Source organism: Streptomyces sp. CNT360, from assembly GCF_000424785.1.
In genome coordinates, this window is the sequence record NZ_AUKO01000021.1 from 154688 (window position 1) to 177792 (window position 23105).

The 23105-nt window shown below is 71.5% G+C and carries 20 protein-coding genes, 2 pseudogenes and 1 CRISPR repeat array; of the genes and pseudogenes, 15 read left to right on the forward strand and 7 right to left on the reverse strand.

Features of this window, described 5'->3' with window-relative positions; translation table 11 throughout:
- Positions 1 to 217 precede the first annotated feature (217 nt).
- Positions 218 to 424 carry a cold-shock protein gene (locus tag H297_RS0119615; protein ID WP_016469246.1) on the reverse strand — a complete coding sequence of 69 codons (207 nt, stop codon included), beginning with the start codon at positions 422 to 424 and terminating at the stop codon, positions 218 to 220.
- 290 nt (positions 425 to 714) lie between these two features.
- Between H297_RS0119615 and H297_RS0119620 the strand changes: the two genes are divergently transcribed.
- Positions 715 to 2166 (forward strand): NAD-dependent malic enzyme, encoded by a 1452-nt coding sequence (locus H297_RS0119620; RefSeq protein ID WP_027738448.1) that lies wholly within the window; start codon positions 715 to 717, stop codon positions 2164 to 2166.
- 496 nt (positions 2167 to 2662) lie between these two features.
- Positions 2663 to 2944, forward strand: a complete 282-nt coding sequence (locus H297_RS0119625) for an HU family DNA-binding protein (protein ID WP_027738449.1) — start codon at positions 2663 to 2665, stop codon at positions 2942 to 2944.
- 189 nt (positions 2945 to 3133) lie between these two features.
- Here H297_RS0119625 and H297_RS0119630 read toward each other — a convergent pair whose 3' ends face one another.
- A complete protein-coding gene (locus H297_RS0119630) occupies positions 3134 to 3805 on the reverse strand; it encodes an HAD family hydrolase (RefSeq protein ID WP_027738450.1) in 672 nt (223 codons plus the stop codon).
- Positions 3806 to 4006: 201 nt separating this feature from the next.
- Entirely contained in the window at positions 4007 to 4777 is a 771-nt protein-coding gene (locus H297_RS0119635; protein WP_027738451.1) for a GntR family transcriptional regulator, read from the reverse strand.
- A 292-nt stretch (positions 4778 to 5069) separates the two neighbouring features.
- On the opposite strand from H297_RS0119635, the gene H297_RS0119640 reads away from it, so the two are divergent.
- The 5 genes from H297_RS0119640 to sph are packed head-to-tail and all read left to right on the forward strand — an operon-like array spanning position 5070 to position 10243.
- The gene (locus H297_RS0119640) at positions 5070 to 6233 is read left to right on the forward strand and encodes an extracellular solute-binding protein (protein ID WP_037794735.1); all 1164 of its coding nucleotides are present in this window, start codon (positions 5070 to 5072) and stop codon (positions 6231 to 6233) included.
- On the forward strand, positions 6233 to 7168 hold the full coding sequence (locus H297_RS0119645) for an ABC transporter permease subunit (RefSeq protein ID WP_027738453.1): 936 nt from the start codon (positions 6233 to 6235) through the stop codon (positions 7166 to 7168). Before H297_RS0119640 ends, H297_RS0119645 begins: the two co-directional genes overlap by 1 nt.
- Entirely contained in the window at positions 7156 to 8109 is a 954-nt protein-coding gene (locus H297_RS37335; RefSeq protein WP_051352004.1) for an ABC transporter permease subunit, read from the forward strand. Before H297_RS0119645 ends, H297_RS37335 begins: the two co-directional genes overlap by 13 nt.
- Positions 8106 to 9245 (forward strand): ABC transporter ATP-binding protein, encoded by a 1140-nt coding sequence (locus H297_RS0119655; RefSeq protein WP_027738454.1) that lies wholly within the window; start codon positions 8106 to 8108, stop codon positions 9243 to 9245. Before H297_RS37335 ends, H297_RS0119655 begins: the two co-directional genes overlap by 4 nt.
- The gene (gene sph, locus H297_RS0119660; protein ID WP_051352005.1) at positions 9242 to 10243 is read left to right on the forward strand and encodes a sphingomyelin phosphodiesterase; all 1002 of its coding nucleotides are present in this window, start codon (positions 9242 to 9244) and stop codon (positions 10241 to 10243) included. Before H297_RS0119655 ends, sph begins: the two co-directional genes overlap by 4 nt.
- Before the next feature lie 53 nt (positions 10244 to 10296).
- On the opposite strand, the gene murA is transcribed toward sph, so the two are convergent.
- Positions 10297 to 11625: a UDP-N-acetylglucosamine 1-carboxyvinyltransferase gene (gene murA, locus H297_RS0119665; protein WP_027738456.1), complete on the reverse strand. Its 1329-nt coding sequence runs from the start codon at positions 11623 to 11625 to the stop codon at positions 10297 to 10299.
- Between the two features lie 285 nt (positions 11626 to 11910).
- On the opposite strand from murA, the pseudogene H297_RS37340 reads away from it, so the two are divergent.
- The 3 genes and pseudogenes from H297_RS37340 to H297_RS0119675 all read left to right on the forward strand — a co-directional run.
- A pseudogene (locus tag H297_RS37340) lies at positions 11911 to 12189 on the forward strand (YqgE/AlgH family protein); the annotation flags it as partial.
- A 687-nt stretch (positions 12190 to 12876) separates the two neighbouring features.
- Complete coding sequence (locus tag H297_RS44420; RefSeq protein WP_486589582.1) at positions 12877 to 13455, forward strand: YqgE/AlgH family protein; 579 nt, start codon at positions 12877 to 12879, stop codon at positions 13453 to 13455.
- Positions 13456 to 13582: 127 nt separating this feature from the next.
- A complete protein-coding gene (locus tag H297_RS0119675; protein ID WP_027738457.1) occupies positions 13583 to 13885 on the forward strand; it encodes a DUF3039 domain-containing protein in 303 nt (100 codons plus the stop codon).
- 204 nt (positions 13886 to 14089) lie between these two features.
- Here the strand turns inward: H297_RS0119675 and H297_RS43305 are convergent, their stop codons facing one another.
- Together H297_RS43305 and H297_RS40370 are read right to left on the reverse strand one after the other, a co-directional pair.
- Positions 14090 to 14275 carry a hypothetical protein gene (locus tag H297_RS43305; protein ID WP_037794736.1) on the reverse strand — a complete coding sequence of 62 codons (186 nt, stop codon included), beginning with the start codon at positions 14273 to 14275 and terminating at the stop codon, positions 14090 to 14092.
- 450 nt (positions 14276 to 14725) lie between these two features.
- Positions 14726 to 15607: direct repeats of the CRISPR family, unit length 28 nt; unit sequence GGGCCACCCCCGCGTGCGCGGGGAGCAG.
- 228 nt (positions 15608 to 15835) lie between these two features.
- Positions 15836 to 16024, reverse strand: a complete 189-nt coding sequence (locus tag H297_RS40370; protein ID WP_027738459.1) for a hypothetical protein — start codon at positions 16022 to 16024, stop codon at positions 15836 to 15838.
- Between the two features lie 332 nt (positions 16025 to 16356).
- Here H297_RS40370 and H297_RS0119695 point away from each other — a divergent pair, with 332 nt between their 5' ends.
- Positions 16357 to 17133, forward strand: a complete 777-nt coding sequence (locus H297_RS0119695; RefSeq protein ID WP_027738460.1) for a class I SAM-dependent methyltransferase — start codon at positions 16357 to 16359, stop codon at positions 17131 to 17133.
- A 407-nt stretch (positions 17134 to 17540) separates the two neighbouring features.
- On the opposite strand, the gene H297_RS0119700 is transcribed toward H297_RS0119695, so the two are convergent.
- Positions 17541 to 18497: a GntR family transcriptional regulator gene (locus tag H297_RS0119700; RefSeq protein ID WP_037794738.1), complete on the reverse strand. Its 957-nt coding sequence runs from the start codon at positions 18495 to 18497 to the stop codon at positions 17541 to 17543.
- A 632-nt stretch (positions 18498 to 19129) separates the two neighbouring features.
- Between H297_RS0119700 and H297_RS0119705 the strand changes: the two genes are divergently transcribed.
- From H297_RS0119705 to H297_RS0119720, 4 genes and pseudogenes are all read left to right on the forward strand, one after another.
- Complete coding sequence (locus tag H297_RS0119705; protein ID WP_027738462.1) at positions 19130 to 19771, forward strand: GOLPH3/VPS74 family protein; 642 nt, start codon at positions 19130 to 19132, stop codon at positions 19769 to 19771.
- A 64-nt stretch (positions 19772 to 19835) separates the two neighbouring features.
- Complete coding sequence (locus H297_RS37360; RefSeq protein ID WP_051352006.1) at positions 19836 to 21236, forward strand: hypothetical protein; 1401 nt, start codon at positions 19836 to 19838, stop codon at positions 21234 to 21236.
- Between the two features lie 121 nt (positions 21237 to 21357).
- On the forward strand, positions 21358 to 22293 hold the full coding sequence (locus tag H297_RS40375) for a hypothetical protein (RefSeq protein ID WP_486589580.1): 936 nt from the start codon (positions 21358 to 21360) through the stop codon (positions 22291 to 22293).
- Positions 22294 to 22824: 531 nt separating this feature from the next.
- Positions 22825 to 23105: pseudogene (locus H297_RS0119720) on the forward strand (hypothetical protein); the annotation flags it as partial.

Below are 23105 nucleotides of genomic sequence, written 5' to 3' on the forward strand. Positions count from 1 at the left end.
GAAGAGCCCGCGAGGGGGAATGACAGTTCCAGGGTGTTTGTTAGCCTGGATGTGGCACCGGCCCGATCCATGCCCCCGGGCCCAACCATAGGCGCTTCGAGCGCCCACTTGCCGCGAGGCGAGCTGGCGGGTCGGTGTCATTGAACGTCGCAACAGCGAGAGGGCTCCCACCGTCACCACGGTGGGAGCCCTCTCGTGTGTGCGGGGCCCGTCGGCGTCAGCCGACCACGCGGACCCCGTCGGCCTGGGGCCCCTTGCGGCCCTGGGTGATCTCGAACTCGACGCGCTGGGAGTCTTCCAGACTGCGGTATCCCTCACTGTCGATCGAGCTGTAGTGCACGAAGACGTCCGGTCCGCCGCCCTCTTGAGCGATGAAGCCGTATCCCTTCTCCGCGTTGAACCACTTGACCGTGCCCTGAGCCATGTTGCGGGTCTCCCATGAAGTGCAGTGCAGTGTGCGGGGCGATCTTAGGCGGATTCTGTCTGTTTCAGGGAGATTGATGGCGATTTTCCTGCGAAGGAGTGGGCCCCGGCCCGGGGGTGACAGCCTCTCGGATGGTGGAATACGATTTCCGGAAGCAGGGATGCGTTACCGCGTACCGAGGGGTAGGTGGGACGATCTGTTGACGTGCCGCGCCGCTGGCCGTAAAAAACGCGGCGGAGTGGGGCGGGCACGTGCACAACGTGACAAGGGAAAGCAGAGGGAAGTCGGCAATGGCGCCAAGCGTCTCCTACTCGATGACGGTCCGCCTGGAGGTCCCCGCAGGCGGGACGGCGGTCAGTCAGCTCACCACGGTCGTGGAGTCGTCCGGCGGCTCGGTCACCGGCCTCGACGTCACCGCCTCGGGCCACGAGCGGCTGCGGATCGACGTCACGATCGCGGCCAGCTCGACCGCGCACGCCGACGAGATCGTCGCCGAGCTGCGCTCCATCGAGGGCGTCACACTCGGCAAGGTCTCGGACCGAACCTTCCTGATGCACCTCGGCGGCAAGATCGAGATGTCGTCCAAGCATCCGATTCGCAACCGTGACGACCTGTCCATGATCTACACGCCCGGCGTGGCGCGCGTCTGCACACAGATCGCCGAGCACCCCGAGGACGCCAGGCGGCTGACCATCAAGCGCAACAGCGTCGCCGTCGTCACCGACGGCTCCGCGGTGCTGGGCCTGGGCAACATCGGCCCGCAGGCCGCGCTGCCCGTCATGGAGGGCAAGGCGGCCCTCTTCAAGCGGTTCGCCGGGATCGACGCCTGGCCGATCTGCCTGGACACCCAGGACACGGACGCCATCGTCGAAATCGTCAAGGCGCTGGCACCCGGCTTCGCCGGTATCAACCTGGAGGACATCTCCGCACCCCGCTGCTTCGAGATCGAGGCGCGGCTGCGGGAGGCCGTGGACATCCCCGTCTTCCACGACGACCAGCACGGCACGGCCATCGTCGTGCTCGCCTCGCTCTACAACGCGCTGCGCGTGGTCGACAAGCGGATCGAGGACATCCGCGTCGTGATGTCCGGCGCCGGCGCGGCGGGTACGGCCATCCTGAAGCTGCTGCTGGAGGCGGGCGTCAAGCACGCCGTCGTCGCCGACATCCACGGCGTGGTGCACGGCGGGCGCAAGGACGTGGCCGAGGCCGATGCGAGCTCGCCGATGCGGTGGGTCGCCGAGAACACCAACGCCGAGGGCCACACCGGCACCCTCAAGGAGGCCGTGGTCGACGCCGACGTCTTCATCGGCGTCTCCGCACCGAACGTGCTGGACGGCGACGACGTGGCCAGGATGGCCGAGGGTGCCGTCGTCTTCGCGCTCGCCAACCCCGACCCGGAGGTCGACCCGGCGGCGGCCCGCGAGTCCGCGGCCGTGGTGGCGACCGGCCGCTCCGACTTCCCGAACCAGATCAACAACGTGCTGGTCTTCCCGGGCGTCTTCCGCGGCCTGCTCGACGCCCAGTCCCGTACTGTGACCGACACCATGATGCTGGCGGCGGCGCGTGCGCTGGCGGACGTGGTCGGCGAGGACGAGCTGAACCCGAACTACATCATCCCCAGCGTCTTCAACGAGAAGGTCTCCGGCGCGGTCGCCGGTGCCGTGCGTGAGGCCGTCCAGGCCACCGGCAAGAGCGCGCTGAGCGAGCCGGCGGCCAGGGACTCCGCCCAGGCTCTGTCCTGACCGTCCTGACCGTCCTGACCGTCCTGACCGTCCTGACCGTCCCGATCATCCGGACCGTCCCGATCGTCCCGACCCGTTCGGGCGCCGGTTTCCGGCCCCGTCCTGACCGTCCGGGTCCCGGTTCCGGCCCGTCCGGGTCTCCTCCGGGTCCCGCCGGTCCGCCGGGAGTTCGCCTGATCCGATGGCCCGGCGCGTCGGGGGAAGGTTCACCCGGGCGGCCCTCTAGGGTGGCGGCAACCGGGGACGCCCGGAAGACATCGGATTGGCTTTCCCGCCGCAGGTAGGGGCAGGATGCATCCCCAGGGACTTCGTCCGAGGGGGTAACCCCGCCGAGGACCTTGTCCAGGGGGACACCCCACGGGGCGCGCGGGCCCGAAGGCGGACCCGGGTCCGGGAACTGTCGTAGGGCCCTGGCAGCATCGGCTTCGCTTGGTCTGAAATGCGGCTCTGCCGCGTGGCACGCCTCATCGGCAAGAAGAACACGGGAGTACGAATTATGAACCGCAGTGAGCTGGTGGCCGCTCTGTCCGAGCGGGCCGAGGTGACCCGCAAGGACGCCGACGCCATCCTGTCGGCCTTCGCCGAGACCGTCGGCGAGGTCGTCGCCAAGGGCGACGAGAAGGTCACCATCCCCGGCTTCCTCACCTTCGAGCGCGCCCACCGGGCCGCGCGCACCGCCCGCAACCCGCAGACCGGTGACCCGATCGAGATCCCGGCCGGGTACAGCGTCAAGGTGTCGGCGGGCTCCAAGCTCAAGGAAGCGGCGAAGGGCAAGTAAGCCGCAGAGCACGACAAACGCCAAGGGCGGCCTCCCCGCGGGGAGGCCGCCCTTCCGGCATGTCCGGGAGCCCGGCGGCCTTCCGGCTTCCTGGGCTGCCGGACCCGCCTTCAGGGCTCCTTCGTCCCCTTCGTCCTGCTCGTCCCGCCCAGGTGCCCGGGAAGCCGCGAGAGGGCCCAGGAGGCGGTCTCAGGGGGCCGGGGCGGCGAAGGGCAGCCGGGTGAGGTCGACCTCTTCCAGGGAGCCCACCAGCAGCGTGCCGGGGCCCTCGGGGATGCCGTCGACCGTGGGGACGGCCAGCACGCGGCAGCCCGCGGCCAGCGCGGAGGCGGCACCGGTGGGGGTGTCCTCCACGGCCAGACAGGACTCGGGGGCCGCTTCCAGCAGGCGTGCGGCGGCCAGGTAGGGGTCGGGGTGGGGCTTGCCCCGTTCGGTCTCCCGGTGGGCGACGGAGCAGGTGAAGCGGTGCCGTCCCAGCGTGTCGAGCACGAGGTCGGCGATGGGGCGCTCGGACGCGGTGACGAGCGCCACAGGGATGCCGAGTGCGCGGGCGGAGTCGAGCAGGGAGAGGGCTCCCGGCTGGACGGTCACGCCGGCCCGTACCCGTGCCGTGAAGGTCTCGCCGAGCTGGGCCTCGGCCGCGTCGGCCGCCAGGTCGGTGCGCTCGGCGACCAGGGTGGCGGCTCCGTCGAGCGGCAGGCCCGCGAAGGGGGCGAGTGCGGCCTGGTCGGCTGCGGCGCCGTGCGCGGCCAGCAGCTCGGCCAGGGTGGCCAGCCAGTCGCGCTCGGTGTCGACGAGGGTGCCGTCCATGTCGCACAGCAGAGCAGCCGGGCGGGTGGCGGGCGTGAGGGTGGTGGGCAATGCGGGCTCGCTCTTCTGGGAGAAGGGGCGGGGACGGGGCGCCGGTGCGCTGCGGCGCGTGGACGGCGTGCACCCGCGGGCGCACGCGGGGCGTACCCCCGGCACCGGAGTGCGGTGCGCAAGAGGCACGTGTGGGGGACGGCGGTCGTGGGGGCACTCCCGGCCGGAGGCGGGGGGCCCGGGAGCGGGGAGAAGCGCAGGTCAGTCGGGACACCTTCCGGCCGACGGCTGGGGGAGGGTGCGTGCGAGCGGGTTGGTCTGGGTCGAGTTGCGGACGGTGAAGACGACGGACCCCGGGCGGTAGCGGTCGTCGGAGGACTCGACGGGCCGCCCGTCGGCGGTCGTGGTGGTGCGCCGTACGCGCAGCAGCGGGCTGCCCCGGCGCAGCCGCAGGTGCTCGGCGTCCGCGGTGCCGGCGGCGACGGCGTCGATGTGGTGCTCCCCGTGGGCGAAGACCAGCCCGGTGTCGTCGTAGAGCTGCTGGGTGACGGACTCGCAGTCGTCGGGCAGCGCCTGCACGGCCGGTGAGATCCACTCCGCGTAGACGGTGCGCTCCAGCAGCACCGGTTCCCCGTCGAGGGTGCGCAGCCGCAGCACCCGCCACACCGGCGCCCCGTGCCGCAGCTGGAGCAGCCCGGCCTCGTCGGTGCGGGCCACGTCCCAGGAGGCGGTCAGCACCTGGCCGCCCGCGGTGCGGCCGCCGGCCCGGGCCCACTGGGCGAAGCTGCGCAGCTCGGTGAAGCTCTGGCTGGGCGTGGTGGACAGCACGACGCGGCGGGCGCCCTGGCGGGAGCCGATGAGCCCTTCGGCGAGGAGCGCGGCGACGGCCTGTCGCACGGTGCCGCGGGATGCGCCGTGTGCGGTGGCGAGTTCGGCCTCCGAGGGCAGTGCGGCCCCGACCGGATAGCGCCCGTCGGCGATGGCGCCGCGCAGCTCGTCGGCGATGCGCTCGTGACGCCGGGGCTCGGTCATGGGGCGACTCCTCGATGTGCTGCTCTGCGCCTGGGGTGGTGCCGGGGGCTGCTGCGTGCGGGCTTCGTCCGATCATGCCACCTGTGCGCAGTGCTATGCACATCAACGGGCGTGGCAGATGCGTATAACCGCAGTTCAGCAGCGCTAAACCTGTTCGCAAACAACGCTTTGAGCTGGGGGTTTGGCGATGCCCCGGGCTTTGCTCCGGGGGGTGGGTGCTGTTAGCTTGCCCAAGCTCAATGAATCGAGCTTGTCCATACAGGTGGCGGGCGCGAACCCCGGGAGTAGAGACGTGAAGGCACACCATCACAGCCGCCGAAGCCCCCGAGGCGGCCGACTGCTGGCCGCCGCGGCAGCGGCCGTCACCCTCTCCGCCGTGGCCACCGGCTGCGGTTCGGCGCCGGCCCAGGGCTCGGGCGGCGAGGCGGGCAAGGCCCGCTCCGCCGCGGACCTGGGCGGCATGGACAAGCTGGTGGAGGCGGCCAAGAAGGAGGGCGAGCTGAACGTCTACGCCCTCGCGCCGACCTGGGCCAACTACGGCGAGATGATCAAGGCGTTCGAGAAGAAGTACGGCATCGAGGTGCACAACGAGGACCCGGGCGGCAGCAGCCAGGGCGCCCTCAACGCCGCCGCCAAGCGCAAGGGCCAGGACCGTGCCGTCGACGCCCTCGACCTGGGCACCTCCTTCATGCGCGCCGCCAAGACCAAGAAGCTGCTGGCCCCCTACAAGGTCAAGGGCTGGAAGGACATACCCGGTTCGCAGAAGCAGCCGGACGCCTCCTACATGAACAACTACGGCGGCTACATCTCCATCGGCTGCGACGCCAAGGCCGTCAAGGAGTGCCCCAAGACCTTCAAGGACCTTCTGAAGCCGCAGTACAAGGGCAAGGTCGCGCTCAACGGCAACCCGAACGAGTCCTCCTCGGCGTTCTCCGCGGTCATCGCCGCGGCTCTCGCGAACGGCGGCGGCTTCGGCGATGTGCAGCCCGGCCTCGACTTCTTCAAGAAGCTGAAGAAGAGCGGCAACTACGTGCCCGTCGAGTCCACCAAGGCGACCATCCAGAAGGGCGAGACGCCCGTCTCCATCGACTGGGACTACCTCAACCTCGGATACGGCGCCGAGTTGAAGTCCAAGGGCGTCGACTGGAAGGTGGACGTCCCCCGGGACGGCCAGTACTCGCAGTACTACAACCAGGCCGTCAACACCTACGCGCCCCATCCGGCCGCCGCCCGGCTGTGGTTGGAGTTCCTCTACAGCCCCGAGGGCCAGAACATCTGGCTCAAGGGCTTCTCGAGGCCCGCGCTGCTGGAGGAGATGGAGAAGAACGGCACCGCCGACAAGAAGGCCGCCGCTAAGCTCCCCGACGTCGACGGCACCCCGAAGTTCCCCAGCGCCGGCCAGGAGGCCAAGGCGCAGAAGGCCATCAGCCAGGGCTGGGGCGCGGCGGTCAGCTGATGGCTGTGACAACCCCCACCCCCGCCTCCACGAGCGACGAGCCGGCGCCTCCGGCAGCCGCGCCCGCCGGGCGGAGAGCCGGCGGACTCGCCCGCGTGCGCCGCTGGCGCTGGCCCGCCGTCGTCCCGTTCTTCGCCTTCATGGCCGCCTGCTTCGGGCTGCCCGCCTGCACGTTGGCCTACAACGCCTTCACCGTGGTCGACCCGGACACCGGCGCGAGCCACGCGAGCCTGGAGAACGTGCACGCCTCCCTCTCCGGCGCCTACGCCACCGGACTCGCCGGCAGCGTGAAACTCTCGCTGCTCAGCGCCGTGGTGGCCACGGTGCTGGGCACCGTCGTCGCCCAGGCGGTACTGGCCTCCCGCAACAGCGCGCTGCGCAAGGCCGTCGTCTCGGCCTCCGGCGTCTTCGCCAACTTCAGCGGCGCCCCGCTGGCCTTCGCCTTCATCGCCACCCTCGGCACCACCGGGACGGTGACGCGGCTGCTGCACCTGAAGGCCACCGGCTTCAGCCTCTACACCTTCACCGGACTGGTGCTGGCCTACCTGTACTTCATGGTGCCGCTGATGGTCGTCACCGTCCTGCCCGCGCTGGACGGGGTCCGCACCCAGTGGCGGGAGGCCGCCGCCTCCTGCGGGGCGACCCGCGCCCAGTTCTGGCGGCACGTCGGGCTGCCCGTGCTGACGCCCTCGCTGCTGGGTGGTGCCGTGCTGATGTTCGGCACCGCCTTCGCCTCGCACGCCACCGCCGCCGTGATGACCGGCTCCTCGGTGCCGCTGATCACCATCCAGATCGCCAACGCCCTTTCCGGGAACGTCCTCGTCGGCCAGGAGAACCTCGCCCTCGCCATGAGCCTCAACATGGTGGTGATCGCGCTGCTGGTCATGGCCGTACAGATCCCGCTGCAACGACGGAGCAACCGATGGCTAGGGTGACTGGGCCGACCGGTACCACCGCGACCACCCCGACGAGCGCGACCCCGGCACCGGCACCGACCGTGAGCCCCGCTCCCGGCGCGGCCCCTGCACCGGATGCGGCCCCCGCACCGGCCCCCTCGGCGCGCCGGCGCCCCTGGGGCGGCGTGCTCGTACTGCTGCTCGCCGCGCTGTACTTCCTCGTCCCCGTCGCGGCCTCGCTCTGGTTCACCGTCGACGACCCCGCCAAGGGCCTCACCTTCGACGCGTACGCCAAGGGGCTGGGCGACGACGGCATGGCCACCAGCCTCGGTCTCTCCCTCCGGCTCGGGCTGACCACCGTCGCCCTGGGACTGCTGCTGATGGTGCCCACCATGGTCGTGGTCGCCCTGCGGCTGCCCAGGCTGCGGCGCGTGGTGGAGGTGCTGTGCATGGTGCCGCTGATCGTGCCGCCGGTCGCCCTCGTCGCCGGGGTCGGCACCGTGCTGTCCTGGCAGGACGACCTGACGGACACCCCGCTGTGGGGCACCTTCCAGGCGCTGCAGAACAAGAGCTTCCCGCTGGTGCTCGTCCTCGTCTACACCGTCATGTCGCTGCCGTTCCTGTACCGCTCCCTGGACGCGGGGCTGCGCGCCGTCGACCTCAGAACACTGGTGGAGGCCTCCCGCAGCCTCGGCGCCTCCAGGGCGGCCACCCTGTGGCGCGTCGTGGTGCCCAACCTGCGGCCCGCCATCGTCAGCGGCGCCGTACTCAGCCTCGCCATGGTGCTGGGCGAGTACACGGTGGCCACCGTCCTCGGCTTCGAACCGTTCTCCGTGTGGATGGTCCAGGTCGGCGAGTACGAGGCCCAGCTGTCCGTCGCCGCCGCCATGCTCAGCCTGCTCATCACCTGGGGCCTGCTGCTCCTGCTCACCAACCTCGCCGGCGGGCGGGCCCGTAAGGGGAGGAAGACCACCGCATGACCACCACCACACCGTCCACCGTGAAGGAGCAGCCGGAGGGACCGGCGGCCGCGTCCCGGGCGGGCAGCGGCGGCGTCGGGCTGCGCCTGCGGGGGCTGCGCCGCTCCTTCGGCGCCACCACGGCGCTCGCCGGGCTCGACCTGGACATCGCCCCCGGCGAACTCGTCGCTCTCCTCGGCCCGTCCGGCTGCGGCAAGACCACGGCGCTGCGCATCATCGCCGGCTTCGAGACCGCCGACAGCGGCGAACTGCTGATGGGCGGCGACGACATCACCGGCGTCGCCGCCAACCGGCGCGACATCGGCATGGTCTTCCAGTCCTACAGCCTCTTCCCCAACATGACGGCCGCCGAGAACGTCGCCTACGGGCTGCGCGTCCGCAAGGTGTCCAAGGCCGAGCGCGCGGCCCGCGCCACCGAACTCCTCGAACTCGTCGGGCTGCCCGGCCGCGACAAGCACTACCCCCACCAGCTCTCCGGCGGCCAGCAGCAGCGCGTCGCCCTCGCCCGCGCCCTGGCGATCCGCCCCCGCGTCCTGCTGCTCGACGAACCGCTGTCCGCGCTGGACGCCAAGGTGCGGCTCCAGTTGCGGGAGGAGATCCGCCGCCTCCAACTGGAGCTGGGCATCACCACCGTCTTCGTCACCCACGACCAGGAGGAGGCGCTGTCCATGGCCGACCGGGTCGCCGTGATGAAGGACGGCCGCCTGGAGCAGTGCGCCCCGCCCAGCGAGCTGTACGACCGGCCCGCCACGCCGTTCGTCGCCGAGTTCGTCGGCACCATGAACCGGCTGCCCGGTGTCGTCCGCGACGAGGACACCGTCGAGGTCCTGGGCCGGCGGCTGCCGGTGCACGGCGACTGCCCGCCCGCCGGGCGCACGGTGGACGTCCTGCTGCGGCCCGAGCAGCTGAAAGTGACCTCCGGCGAGCGCGACGGCGACCGGGACGGCCAGGGGGAGGAGGCCACGGTGCGGGTCGCCACCTTCCTCGGCGGCACCACCCGGCTCCACCTGACCACCGCGACCGGCGCCGAGGCCAAGGCCGACCTGCCGAGCTGGGAGGCCGGCGCGCTGGCACCGGGCGCCCGGTGCACGCTCACCCCGCACGACAACCCCGTCCTCGTGGAGGAGACCGCGTGACCAGCGCCCTGCGCTCCCGGCGCGCCGCCCCGGGCGCCGCTACTGCTGTGGCCGCCGCCCTGCTGGCCGCCACCGTCGCCCTGGCGGCGGCCGCCCCGGCAGCCGCTCAGCCGCGGTCCGGGGACACGCCCCGGCTGAAGGTGCTCAACTACAACACCTTCCTCTTCAGCAAGAACCTGTATCCCCACTGGGGCCAGGACCACCGGGCCGAGGCCATCGCCGAGGCGGACTTCTTCCAGGGCCAGGACGTCGTCGTCCTTGAAGAGGCGTTCGACAACTCCGCGTCCGACGCGCTCAAGAAGGACGCCGCCGACCGCTACCCGTACCAGACCCCGGTGGTCGGCCGGAGCAGGAGCGGATGGGACGCCACCAGCGGCGGGTACTCGGACGCCGCACCCGAGGACGGCGGTGTCACCCTGCTCAGCAGGTGGCCGGTCCTGCACAAGGAACAGCACATCTTCGCGGACGGCTGCGGCTCCGACGCCCTCTCCAACAAGGGCTTCGTCTACGCCGTACTGGACGTGCGGGGTACCAGGGTGCACGTCGTCGGCACCCACACCCAGGCCACCGACTCCGCGTGCGGCGACGGAGAGGACGTCTCCGTCCGTTCCGGGCAGTTCAAGGAGATCGGCGCCTTCCTGGACGCCCGGCACATCCCGGCCGGCGAACAGGTCCTCGTCGCCGGTGATCTGAACGTCGACCGCCACGGCGCCGCATACCCCTCGATGCTCTCCGACGCCGGGCTCGTACCCCCCGACACGCACACCGGACACCCCTGCTCCTTCGACACGAAGGAGAACTCCATCGCCGCCGACCGCTACCCCGACGACCCGTCCGAGGACCTCGACCACGTCCTGCACCGCCGCGGCCACGCCCGCCCGGACCACTGGACGAACCACGTGGTCAAGGAACGTACGGAGCCCTGGACGGTGACGAGCTGGGGCAAGAAGTACACCTACGACAACCTCTCGGACCACTACCCGCTCACGGCGGGCTGACCGAAGGTCGCACGCTCACGGGCCCGCTCCCTCCCGGGGCGGGCCCGCGGCCGTCACGGGTGCTCGAACTTGGCGCCCAGGTCCACCAGCTTCTGCTGGAAGTTCTCGTAACCCCGGTTGATCAGGTCGATGCCGTGCACCCGCGAGGTGCCCTGCGCGGCCAGCGCGGCGATCAGATACGAGAAACCGCCCCGCAGGTCAGGGATGACCAGATCGGTGCCCTGCAGCCTGGTCGGCCCGGAGACCACCGCCGAGTGCAGGAAGTTGCGCTGCCCGAAGCGGCACGGCATGCCGCCCAGGCACTCGCGGTAGAGCTGGATGTGCGCCCCCATCTGGTTGAGCGCCGAGGTGAAGCCCAGCCGCGACTCGTACACCGTCTCGTGCACGATCGACAGCCCCGACGCCTGCGTCAGCGCGACCACCAGCGGCTGCTGCCAGTCCGTCTGGAAGCCGGGGTGCACGTCCGTCTCCAGCGCGATGGCGTTCAGCGGGCCGCCCGGATGCCAGAAGCGGATGCCCTCGTCACCGATCTCGAAGGCCCCGCCGACCTTGCGGTAGGTGTTGAGGAAGGTGATCATCGAGCGCTGTTCGGCGCCGCGTACGAACACGCTGCCCTCGGTCGCCAGCGCGGCGCTCGCCCAGGAGGCCGCCTCCAGCCGGTCCGGCAGCGCGCGGTGCGTGTAGCCGCCGAGCTTGTCCACACCCGTGATGCGGATCGTACGGTCCGTGTCCATCGAGATGATCGCGCCCATCTTCTGCAGGACGCAGATCAGGTCCTCGATCTCCGGCTCCACGGCGGCGTTCGACAGCTCCGTGACGCCGTCGGCCAGCACCGCCGTCAGCAGCACCTGCTCCGTGGAGCCGACCGACGGGTACGGCAGCCGGATCTTGGTGCCGCGCAGCCGCTGCGGGGCCTCCAGGTACTGGCCGTCGGCCCGCTTCTCGATCGTCGCGCCGAACTTGCGCAGCACGTCGAAGTGGAAGTCCACCGGGCGCCCGCCGATGTCGCAGCCGCCCAGGCCCGGGATGAAGGCGTGGCCGAGCCGGTGCAGCAGCGGACCGCAGAAGAGGATCGGGATCCTGGAGGAGCCCGCGTGCGCGTCGATGTCCGCGACGTTGGCGCTCTCCACGTGCGACGGATCGAGCACCAGCTCGCCGGGCTCGCTCCCCGTGCCCACCGTCACGCCGTGCAACTGGAGCAGCCCGCGTACGACCCGGACATCGCGGATGTCGGGCACGTTGCGCAGGCGGCTCGGTTCGCTGCCCAGCAGCGCGGCGACCATGGCCTTGGGGACGAGGTTCTTCGCACCCCGGACACGGATCTCCCCTTCGAGCGGGGCGCCACCGTGGACGAGGAGTACGTCGGCTGGGCTGTCGGTCATGGATCTCCGCGATTCCGCGAGACGGGATAGGACAACAGGCAAGCGTAATGGCCCACTCCGGCCCCTACCCAAGCGCGAGGGGGGCCTGGGACTGTCACAGGTGAGCAATAACACGCTGGGTCGGCTTCTCGTCGCTCAGCGTGGCGCGGTGCCCGGTCCGCCGCGCCGCGGACGGGCGGACCGCCGCTCCGCGCGGTCCGCCCGCGTCCGTCCGCCCCTCCTGTGCTCCCCTCCGATCCCGCCAAGGGGTCCCCGCGACGGGCGCGGGTGCGGGATCATTGCCGTATGACCGAGGTGTCCTCGCTCACCGGGCGACTGCTCGTCGCCACACCGGTGCTGGCCGATCCGAACTTCGACCGCGCGGTGGTGCTCCTCCTCGACCACGACGAGGCGGGCTCACTGGGCGTGGTCCTCAACCGTCCCACCCCGGTGAACGTCGGCGACATCCTGGAGCCGTGGGCCCCGCTCACGGGCGAGCCGGGCGTCGTCTTCCAGGGCGGTCCCGTCTCCCTGGACGCGGCACTCGGGGTCGCCGTGGTGCCGTCGGGTGGCTCGGGTGGTCCGAGCCACCCGCACGTCCGGGGCAATCCTGGTGCCCCGGAAGGCCCCTCAGAGGGCCCCGACGCGGGTGCCCCCAGCGCTGAGAGCACGGGCAGCGCTGCGGGCGTTGAGGGAGCTGGGCGCGCCGAGGGGGCCGGTGGGGGCCGCGGTGTGGACGGTGACGCCACGGGCGCGGAGAGTGATGTGCAGCGCCCTCCCGGCGAGTCGGGCTCCGGTGACGCCGACGGTTCCGGCAAGGCCGGGACCGACGCCGGTGACGGTGTGACGGCTGCGGATGCGGCGGAGACGACGGGCCGGGCGGGCGTGGACGACGTCACACGGCCCGCGGACGCCGGGCGGTCCGCGGACGATGCCGGAGGGTCTTCGCAGACACCGCGGTCTGGGGGAGCGCCACGTTCTGCGGAGGGTTTGCGTTCTGCGGAGGAGTCGCGGTCTGCGGAGGGGGCGGAGGCTGCGGACGCGGCGGGACCGGGGGCAACCCCGGAATCGGGAGCAGCCCCGGGAACGGGTGCAGCCCCGGGAACGGGCGCAGCCGCGGCAACGGGTGCAGCCGCGGGAACGGGTGCAGCGGCCGAAGCGGGTGCAGCGGCGGAGGGTACGGCCGCCGCGGGCGCCGGTGACGGCGCAGACGCAGCGGCGGGTACGGCCGCCGGGGACGCCGGTGATGCCGCGGACGCGGACGGGGCCGCAGTGGCCGGTCGGGTCGCGGACGCTGCAGATGCTGCGGAAGCGGCAGAGGCAGGGAAGGTCGCGGAGGCTCCCGGAGCCGCAGAGGCCGGGGAGGTCCCGGGGGCTGCCGGAGCGGGAGCTGGGGCTGCCGGAGCCGGAGAAGCCGCACGGGCCGGAGAGGACGGGGAGGTCCCGGACGCCCCCCGAGCGGGAGAAGCCGCACAGGCCGGGGAGGTCGCAGACGATGCCGAAACCGCGGAGGCTGCGGCCGCTGCGGAGGCGTTGGGGGCCGTACTCGACGCCGACGGCCCTCTGGGATGGCGCCGGGTGCACGGCGCCATCGGCCTCGTCGATCTGGAGGCCCCGCCCGAGCTGCTCGCCGCCGAGCTGGGCTCTCTCCGGATCTTCGCGGGGTATGCGGGCTGGGGCCCGGGACAGTTGGAGAAGGAACTGTCCGAGGGCGCCTGGTACGTGGTCGAGTCCGAGCCCGGCGACGTCTCCTCGCCGGCCCCCGAGCGGCTGTGGCGGTCCGTACTGCGGCGGCAGCGCAGCGAGTTGGCGCTGGTCGCGACGTACCCGGACGACCCCTCGCTGAACTGAGCGGCAACCCCTCGCCCGGCACCCTGCACGCCTTCCCGCACCGCGGACGTCGGACCGCCTCGGACGGGTGACGCGGCTCACCGCCCATGCCTGACGTGTTCCGGCCGCATGAGTACCCTTGGACTGCATGAGCACTCTTGAGCCCGAGCGCGGGGCGGGCACCGGCACACTCGTCGAACCGACCCCGCAGACATCGCACGGTGACGGCGATCACGAGCGGTTCGCCCACTATGTCCAGAAGGACAAGATCATGGCGAGCGCGATGGACGGGACCCCTGTCGTCGCGCTCTGCGGCAAGGTCTGGGTTCCGGGGCGCGACCCCAAGAAGTACCCGGTCTGCCCCATGTGCAAGGAGATCTACGAGACGATGGGTCCCGGTGGGGACAACGGCAAGGGTGGCCAGGGCGGCAAGGGCGACGGCAAGAAGTAGCCCGTCCCGAGCGACCCACCCGACGGGCTGATCGAGTCGGCGGCCGATGCGTGGCACGGACCGGCCGACGCGGTGAGTTCAGCGCCCCCGCGCACACCCGCGTACCGCGCCTCGTCCGTACCGGACGGGGCGCGGTCGCGTGCCCAGGCCCGTCACCGTCCCGCCGAGCATCCCCCCCCGTCACCGCGTCCCCACGCAGCGGTGTCACCGCCGGTCCCGCGGCCAACCGCCGGCCTTCTGGAAGTACTGCTCCAGGCAGGCGCGGTCCTCCACCCAGCCGTCTCCGACGCCCTGGGCGAAGGCGCGGTCGTGCGCCATCAGCACGAGGAAGGCGGCGGGCGCGCCGCCCAGCGCCGGTATCCGTACGGACATGCCGTGCGCGCCGCACATGCCGTACCTGCCCTCGGCGGGGAGGTGGCGGAGCCGTGGGTACGGAGAGCGTGCCCCCAGCCGAGCACGTCGAGCGCGGCGCCCACCTCGTCGGTGGACGTCAGCTCTTGGTGCCCGCACCACACCGGGTCCGCGTCGGGGGCGGCGTACTCCGGCTCGGTCTCGCCGGTGGCCACAGCACCATTTCGGCCAGCGTGCCGTTCCCCTCGGCGGCGAACCGGAGAATCGACTCCGGCCAGTCCGGGCCGCCCGCCCGCACCTGGACGCCTTCCCGTTCCAGCCCCGGCCGGTCGGCCTCCAGCCAGCGCACCGCGGCGCCGAACAGCGATGGGCCGACGCGTCGGCGCGAAGAGCAGATGACCGCGACCGGCAGCGCGGTGATCCAGGCGGCACCATTGCCGCGTACGCGGGGAGCAGGCCGCCCGGTTCGGGCTGACGCCTGCGGCGACGGGACCACCCCCGCGTGCGCGGGGAGCAGCACCGAGAGGACCCGATGAACACCCCCGACCAGGGACCACCTCCGCGTGTGCGGGGAGCAGGCATCCAGGCCACACCCGAGGCCGCCGAGATAGGGACCATCCCCGCGTGCGCGGGGAGCAGAGCTTCTTGATCGGCAACACCTTGGCGGCGGTGGGACCATCCCCGCGTGTGCGGGGAGCAGCGGCCGACGTTTTGGACGATGTCCACGGGTGAGGGACCACCCCCGCGTGTGCGGGGAGCAGGCCGATCTGCCGGGTATAGCTCAGCGGCGCGTGGGACCACCCCCGCGTGTGCGGGGAGCAGTGTCAGTCGCTCGTGTGCCTCGGCTGTACCGCGGGACCACCCCCGCGTGCGCGGGGAGCAGTCCGACAGCACCTACCTGATCGAGATGCACCTGGGGCCACCCCCGCGTGCGCGGGGAGCAGGACACCACCGCCTACACCGAGCGGCTCGCCCAGGGGCCACCCCCGCGTGCGCGGGGAGCAGATGCGCATGCTCCGCGAGGGCGACTTCGACGCCGGGCCACCCCCGCGTGCGCGGGGAGCAGGGTCCCGCGCAGCGCGCACGGCGACCTACGCCGGGGCCACCCCCGCGTGCGCGGGGAGCAGAGCATCTCGCCAAAGCTCGGGATTTGAAAGAGGGGGCCACCCCCGCGTGCGCGGGGAGCAGCACCCTCCCCCTGCTGTGACAGGTGACCTGCGGGGGCCACCCCCGCGTGCGCGGGGAGCAGGGGGAGGTGAAGAGGGAGGCGGCGACGCGAGTGGGGCCACCCCCGCGTGCGCGGGGAGTAGCAGGTCGCCGTGCTGCGCTTGGTGGTGGGGGAGGGGCCACCCCCGCGTGCGCGGGGAGTAGACTGTCTGACCTGCGTCTTCAGTAGCGGTGGCAGGCGTCGGACGCCACTTTCGCGGATTCAGGCAAATGGTACGTAGGTAATCAACCCACCCGCAAGGCATGTCACGCTCCTCCCTACAGGTCACAAGTCGGTCCGGCGCGCTAGGCGACCTCCAACATCGCCAGCCTGAACGGACCGAGACCTCTCCGCGTGCGCGGTCAGCAGCGGTGACCACCCGGTCGACGCGGTCAGCCGCACTGCCGTCCCGGGTCGCCCGGATCGACCATGCCGATGCCGTCCTCGCCGTCGTAGTGGAGGAACGCGAGCCGACCGTCCGCCCGTAACGGCAGCCCGCGCCCCTGCTCGGCGGCCACCGAGCGCGGCGCCCCGTAGCCGATCACCGCGACGCACGACAGTGGGCCGTGTCCCTCCCACACGGGTCACTCCACCCCCACCGGCAGGCGCGGCACCTTGCCCAACTCTCCGACCACCGGTCGGCCTTCGTGCGCCTTCCGCAGGCGCCCGCCGGGTTCGAGCAGCCCGATCCCCGCTCGGCGTCCTCGGGCGCGAGGCGTTGGCGGGCCAGTTCGTGCCGCGTCTCGGGCGCGGGCGCTGTCTTGGTCGTCATACGCGTCATCATGACTTCCACCACTGACAGTTGCCGCCCGCGTTCCCGCAACGCAAGCGAGGGAAGCAGCGGGTACGACAGAAGAGACGGAAAGAGATGGAAGAAATCGGAGAGGTGGGAGGGGCGGAGGAGGGACGGGGCGTGGACCGACAGGTGCGTACCGTCGACGATCTGCTGCACCTGTTGGACGGCCTGTTCACCGAAGGGGGTACCGGGCGGGGGAGCGGCGCCGCCCGCTGGTGGGACGCCTTCTACGCGGACCGCTCCCGGCAGGTGCCCTTCTTCGTCGCCGCACCCGACGAGAGCCTCGCGTCCTACCTGGAACGCGGTCTCCTCCGCCCCGGCCGCGCCCTCGACCTCGGGTGCGGGCCCGGCCGCAACGCCCTCCACCTCGCCTCGCGCGGCTTCGAGGTGACAGCCGTCGACCTGTCCGCCTCCGCCCTGCGCTGGGCAGCGGACCGGGCCCGCGAGGCCGGGGTCGCCGAGGGCGTCACCTTCCTGTGCGGTGACGCCTTCGCTCTCCTGTCCGGCCCCGGCCCGGTTCCCGGCGGCCCGTACGACCTGATCCACGACTCGGGCTTCTTCCACCACCTTCCGCCGCACCGCCGCATCAGCTACCTGTCTCTCCTGGACACCGCCCTCGCCCCGGGCGGCCACTTCTCCCTCACCTGCTTCGCCGCGCACGGCGACGAGGGTGGCAGCTGCCTGTCCGACGCCGAGCTGTACCGCGGGGGGAGCCTGCACGGAGGTCTCGCCTACACCCCCTCCTCCCTGCGTCACCTCTTCCGGGACCTCGAAGAGGTCGAACTCCGCCGCATGCGCCATCTCCCCGAGGACTCGGCCCACTTCGGCAAGGCGTTCCTGTGGACCGCCCTCTTCCGCAAGCCGGTACGACGCCCCCGTCCCGACCGACGATGACCTCCACCGTTGCGCTGCGCCGTCGGCCTACGGCGTTGACCCGGGGGCCCGTTGGAGGCGCCTCACGGTGGCCTGCGGAGTCATCGGCTGGGGGAAAGTGCTCGACGCGGTCGCGCTCGGCCTGCAAGTTCCAGTAATCCTCTGCGAGGTCGTCCGGGGCGGCGACCGGGACCTGCGGACCGTCGGCTCGCGCGTGCGGTCGCGGACACCGCGCCCGACGCCTGGCGCCGCCAAGCCACCTTCTTGCCCGACGGGCTGAACCAGCAACCAGTGCGGGGGCCGCCTCCACCGCCCCGCCGACCCCGCAGCGGATGTACGCCGTGACGGGCGGGCTCGCCGGCACGGCCGGGACGACGGTCAGGAGCCGGATCGGCACCCGCGCGTGCGAACCGGCCGTGCGGTTGCACTCACCGCTCACCCACCAGGATCGCGAAACCGTCGAGATGCCGGGCGAGGCTGTACTCGAACAGCTCGTCGAGGTCAGGGGCCGTTTCCTCGTGCACCTGCGCGAGCAACGGGAACCGCCCGCTCGCGAACAGTTCCTCGGTCCGCGCCTGCTGCGCCTGCAGCCACCGGGCGAGTGTCACCCCGGTCTCCTGCACGGCCTCCGCTTCGTCCGCAGTGGACAGTGCGACGTGGAGCACCAGTGAGTGCAGCGCCAGCGCCTCCTGCATCCTCGTCCGCAACGGAAGGCCGAGACCGTCGAGTGCACGCAGGATCCACTCGGTGTGCACCATCATGTTCGGCGCGAGCGACGGGCGGGTGAACGAGACCGCTCGGGGCAGCCAGAGGTGCCGCCAGCACAGCGCCCATTGCCGCCGCGCGACCAGTTCGAGCTTGGCCCGCCAGCCTGCGGGCCCCGGATCGGGTAGTTCCGCTTCGCCGAAGACCAGATCGGCCATCTGCGTCACGAGGTCGTCCTTGTTCGCGATGTGCCGGTAGAGCGACATGGGCCCCACCCCCAGTTCGGCGGCGACCCGTCGCATGGAGACGGCGTCGCACCCCTCGACGTCGGCGATCCCGATGGCCGTCCGCAGCAGATGCTCCCGGCTGAGCGCCTGTTTCGCGCCGCCCGAACCGGTCGGCAACCGGGAGGCGGGTGCTTTCGCCCGCCCGGTCGGCCGGGGTCGGCCGGGCGAGGAGCTGACCACCGTGCCGGAGCCGACCTTCGTCTCGGCCAGCCCCTCCTCGCGCAGGGTGGCCACCACCCTGGTGGCCGTCGCGATCGCGACGCTCCAGCGGTCTGCGATCTGGCGGATCGACGGCAGGCGCTCGCCTGGCCGGAGATCACCGGACCGGATCCTGGCTTCGATCTCTTCCGCGATACGCAGATAGAGCGGCTCCGGCTGGGCCACGGACGGCATGCGTATCTCCCGATCTCCTCGTAGCCCCCTCGACGACCCGTCAAGCGAACTAGTTCACTTCGCGCAGGGTAGTGCACTTTGTTCGGCCTATCAAGCCGAAAATATTGACCGATCGAACCGCACCAATACGCTGTACGCATGCGACCGATACACCGTACGCAACCTGGTGGGGCGAGCACGCATCCCGGCGCACGCCCCTCGGCGCGCACCACAGACGGTTGCGCGCACCCGTCCCACCCCTCCCCGTCTCCCCGCCGACTCGACCGGTGTCCGACGTAGCACCTGCTCAGGGTTCGGCGCCGTCAGCCTGGCCGGGCAGGCCGGCAGCGGCATGGGCGACGGCCGATGGACGGACAAGCACCGGTGCACCAGAGGATCCGGGGCGTCTGCACGGGCTCCCTCCCCGCCCTCGGACCACAAGGGGGCGCCCCTGCGCGGCGAGGACGAGCGGCCGAACCTCCTGCGCGGGCCGATAGCGCACCTCGCGGCGCGTGCGTACTGCGCCCCGACCGGCATCCCGTACCGCAGAACCGGTTCGCCGGACCCCTACCGGCGGGCACTGCCGCACCTTCACCGCGTCGGCGCCCCGCGGCACGCATGACCAAGCCAGGCACGAGCGAAAGAGCAGCACCATGCCAGAACTCACCATCGCCGAAGAAGTCGCCCTGATCGCCCTCGACAACGGGACCGGCGGAGGCAGGATGCGCCTCGGTCTCGACTGGGCGGTGGCCGGCGCGGGCGTCGTCGAACTGGCCCTCCTCCACAGGATCACCGTCGGCGAGAACGACACCGTCACCGTGCTGGACCCGTCCCCGACCGGGATCGGGCACCTGGACGCCGTGCTCGCCGAGGTGGCCGACGGAGTGCGGGTCTCGAAAGTGCTGCGCCGGACGCGTGGCGGCGCACCCGACCGGGCCTTCACCGCACTCGTGGAGCGCGGTGTGCTGCACCGCAGGCGGACCTGGCTGCTCGGCATGCTCCCCGCACATCGCTACCCGGTGAGTGACCCGTCGGCCGAGGCCGAAGTGCGCGCCAGACTCACCGCGACCGTCCTCAACGGACAGGCCCCTCACGAGCGCACCGCCGCCCTGATCGGCGTGCTGCACGCCTCGAAGCTGTGGCGCCGGGCGGTGCCCAACGGCCGGCGCAAACAGGTGCGGCGGCGCATGTCCGACATCGCGCGGGGCCAGTCCATCAGCCCCGCGGTGCGCAAGGCCATCGTCCGGACGCAGGGTGCCATCACCGCGATGACGGCAGCGGCGAGCAGCGGCTGAGCCGCCTCCAGGACCGACCACAGCGTCGAGCCCGAGCTCGACCGAGGAAAGAAAGCAGAACCCGATGGTGAACGAAACAGAGACCGACTACCTGGTGATCGGCGCCGGCGCGACGGCGATGGCCTTCGTGGACACACTGCTGAGCGAGACGCGGGCAACGGTGACCATGGTCGACCGCTACCACCGGCCGGGCGGGCACTGGACCCTCGCCTATCCCTACGTGCGGCTCCATCAGCCTTCCGTCATGTACGGCGTGAACTCCCGCCCGCTCGGAGCCGGTCTGGTCGACCAGGCCGGCTGGAACGCCGGACTGTACGAACTGGCGGGCGCGGCCGAGATCTGCGACTACTACGACCAGGTCATGCGCCACACATTCCTGCCGACCGGGCGGGTCTCCTACTTCCCCATGGCCGAGTACCAGGGCGACGGACGGTTCCGCCGGACGACGTCGGGCGAGGAACACCGGGTAACCGTGCGCCGGAAGGTCGTGGACACCACGTACCAGGGTGTGACGGTGCCGGCCATGCGACCGCCGGAGTTCCAGGTGGCCCCCGGCATCTCCATCGCACCGCCCAACGCTCTGCCCGGCGTTCGCGAACCCTACGACCGGTACGTCGTCGTCGGCGCCGGCAAGACCGGGATCGACGCCTGCCTCTGGCTGCTGGAGCAAGGGGTCGCACCCAGGGACCTCACCTGGATCATGCCCCGCGCGCCGTGGCTCCTCGACCGGGCGAAGGTGCAACCACGCCCCCTCCGCCGAGTCGAAGATCTCATGAGGGACTACGCAGCCAAGCACGAAGCCATCATGGGCGCCGCATCCGTGCCCGACCTCTTCGAGAGGCTGGACGCTGTCGGCGAGCTACTGCGGATCTCCCCCCAGGAGCGGCCGACGGCGTTCCGCTGCGCGACCGTTTCCCAGGCAGAACTGCAGCAACTGCGCAGGATCGACGATGTCGTCCGCCTCGGCCGAGTGAAACGGATCAACGAGACGGACATCGAACTCGACGGCGGCACGATCCCGACCGGCCCTCGTGTGCTGCACGTGGACTGCACGGCGGACGCCATCAGACAACTCCCCGTCGTTCCGGTCTTCCAGGACGAAGTGATCACCCTTCAGTCGGTGCGGGTGTGCCAGCCGGTGTTCAGCGCCGCCCTGATCGCCCATGTCGAGGCGACGTGTTCCGACGACACCGTCAAGAACGGACTCTGCCCCGTCACACCGAACCCCAGGACGGACGTGGACTGGCTCCGCTACACCCTGTCCGGGAACGCGGAGCAGCTGCGTTGGGCGGGCAACGCGGACATCGGCGCCTGGCTGGAGCGCTCACGACTGCACCCCGACATGGCCCCGCCGATGCCCGAGGACCCCGCGGAACGAGCGGCGTTCGAGCAGCAGGCCGTGACGATGACGCAAGCACAGAACGCGAAACTCGAAGAACTTCTGAGGACCCATGAAGAACGTTGATCTGCCGCCATCGCACAATCCGAACTTCGTCAGGACAAGGGGAGCGACGCGCGGAAACAGGAAACGGTCCTGGAACCGTGCCCCCTGGGGGCTCGCACTGCTGACCACTGCGTGCGCGGAATTGACGTTCACCGCGGTCGCGGTGCCGAAGACGTGGCTGCTCCTTCCCTTGCTCGTGGTGATGTACGGGGCCGGTGTCCTGGTGATCCGCGAGGCCGTCGTGCGGGCCGGTGGCGGCTGGCCGAGTCTGGTGCTCCTGGGCGTGGCCTACCAACTGGCGGAAGACGGACTGGGCCTGCAAGCCCTGACCAGCCCCCGGATGTACGGCGCCGCCGAATGGGGCCTGCGCTACCTCGGCGTGAACGTGACCTACTGGGAATCGCAGATCGGCATCCACGTCGTGCTCAGCGTCCTCGTGCCGATCGGCCTGGCCAACCTACTCTTCCCGGCACAGCGCAACCGGCCGTACCTGGGCAGGAAAGGCCTGATCGGCGCCGTCGCCCTGGCGATCGTGGGCGTGTTCGGGCTCCGCGCTCTCCTCTCCGGAGCCATGGATCCCGGATACCGGACGCCGTGGGGCTGGACTGCGGTGTTCTGCGCCCTCATCGCCGTGCTCTGGGTGCTCGCGCTGGTGGTGCTGCCCCGCCGCCGCACCAGTCGTGTCCGCACGGCCCGGACCGCGCCTCACCCGGGAGCGGTCGGATTCGTCTCCCTGTACCTGACGATGGCCTTCCTGACCACGCTGCTCCCTCTGGGCCTGGGGCCCCAACTGCTGCTCGGCGACCTGATGTCACCCCTCCAGCGGCTGTTCGTCGCGGCCCTGACAGCCGTGCCCTTCGGCCTTCTCGTGCTGCGCTGGCAAGCGGCTGCCAATTGGAGCGACCGGCATCGCATCTGGCTGATCGGCGGGATTCTCGTGTCCCACACCGCGTTCATGATGCCCGGTTCGGTGAGCGCCGCATGCCTCGGAGCCGTCACCCTCGCCGTGCAGGTCTACTTGCTGACCGTTCTCACCAAGCACGTGCGACGGCGCGAAATCGCCATGGTCCAGGTCTGACGCGCCCGTGCCCGGCAGGCGGTGAGGCGCCGCGGGCCGCGCTGTGGCGTGGCATGCCACCTCGTCCGTGCCGGGATCAGACCCGCGGTCTGCTGGCGGGGCCCCAGGGCGGGGCGACGGCTTGCACGGTGCCGCTGATGTACTCGCGGCGTCCGAGCCGGCGCCCCGCCAGCTCTTCAAATGCGCGATGCCGTGCTCGACGGGACGCGCCGCGAGGAGCGCACTTTGCGCCCGGCGCCCGGGGATTCTGGTGGGTCCGGAGCGCACTCCGCGGCTGAAGGCCCAGGCGCACTCGGCGAGCAGCGGCCGTACCTCACCGATGGCCTCGGGCGAGGCGGAGCGGCCGACGCCGTGGCCAGGAGACGGTCGGCGAACACCGACTGGCGCTGTACGTGGCCGACATCCGGAAACATCCCGTCCAGGTCCCGCATGGGGCGTGGGCTTCCTGACTTCTGTGCACGGGGAGCGATCGGGTGGTGACGCTTGCTACGGTCAGGTTCACGACAGTCACCTGATGTACTGGAGCCCGTTGTGCGACTCTCCCGCCCCGCCGTCTCGTTGGCCGCCGTCGGCGCCGCCTCGGCCCTGTTGCTCGCCGGGTGCGGGGGTGGGGGTGACGGCGGGAAGGACGACAAGATCGACGGTGCCAAGGGCTCGCCGGAGTCCTCCGCGAGCCCTCGTGAGAGCGGTGCGGCCGCCAAGAAGGACGGTGCCGACTTCCGTACCTCCGACATCGAGTTGCCCGACGATGTCGAGCTCGTCTTCGACTGGCACCAGCCCTCCGACCCCGACAAGGCCGCCGCCTTGGACGG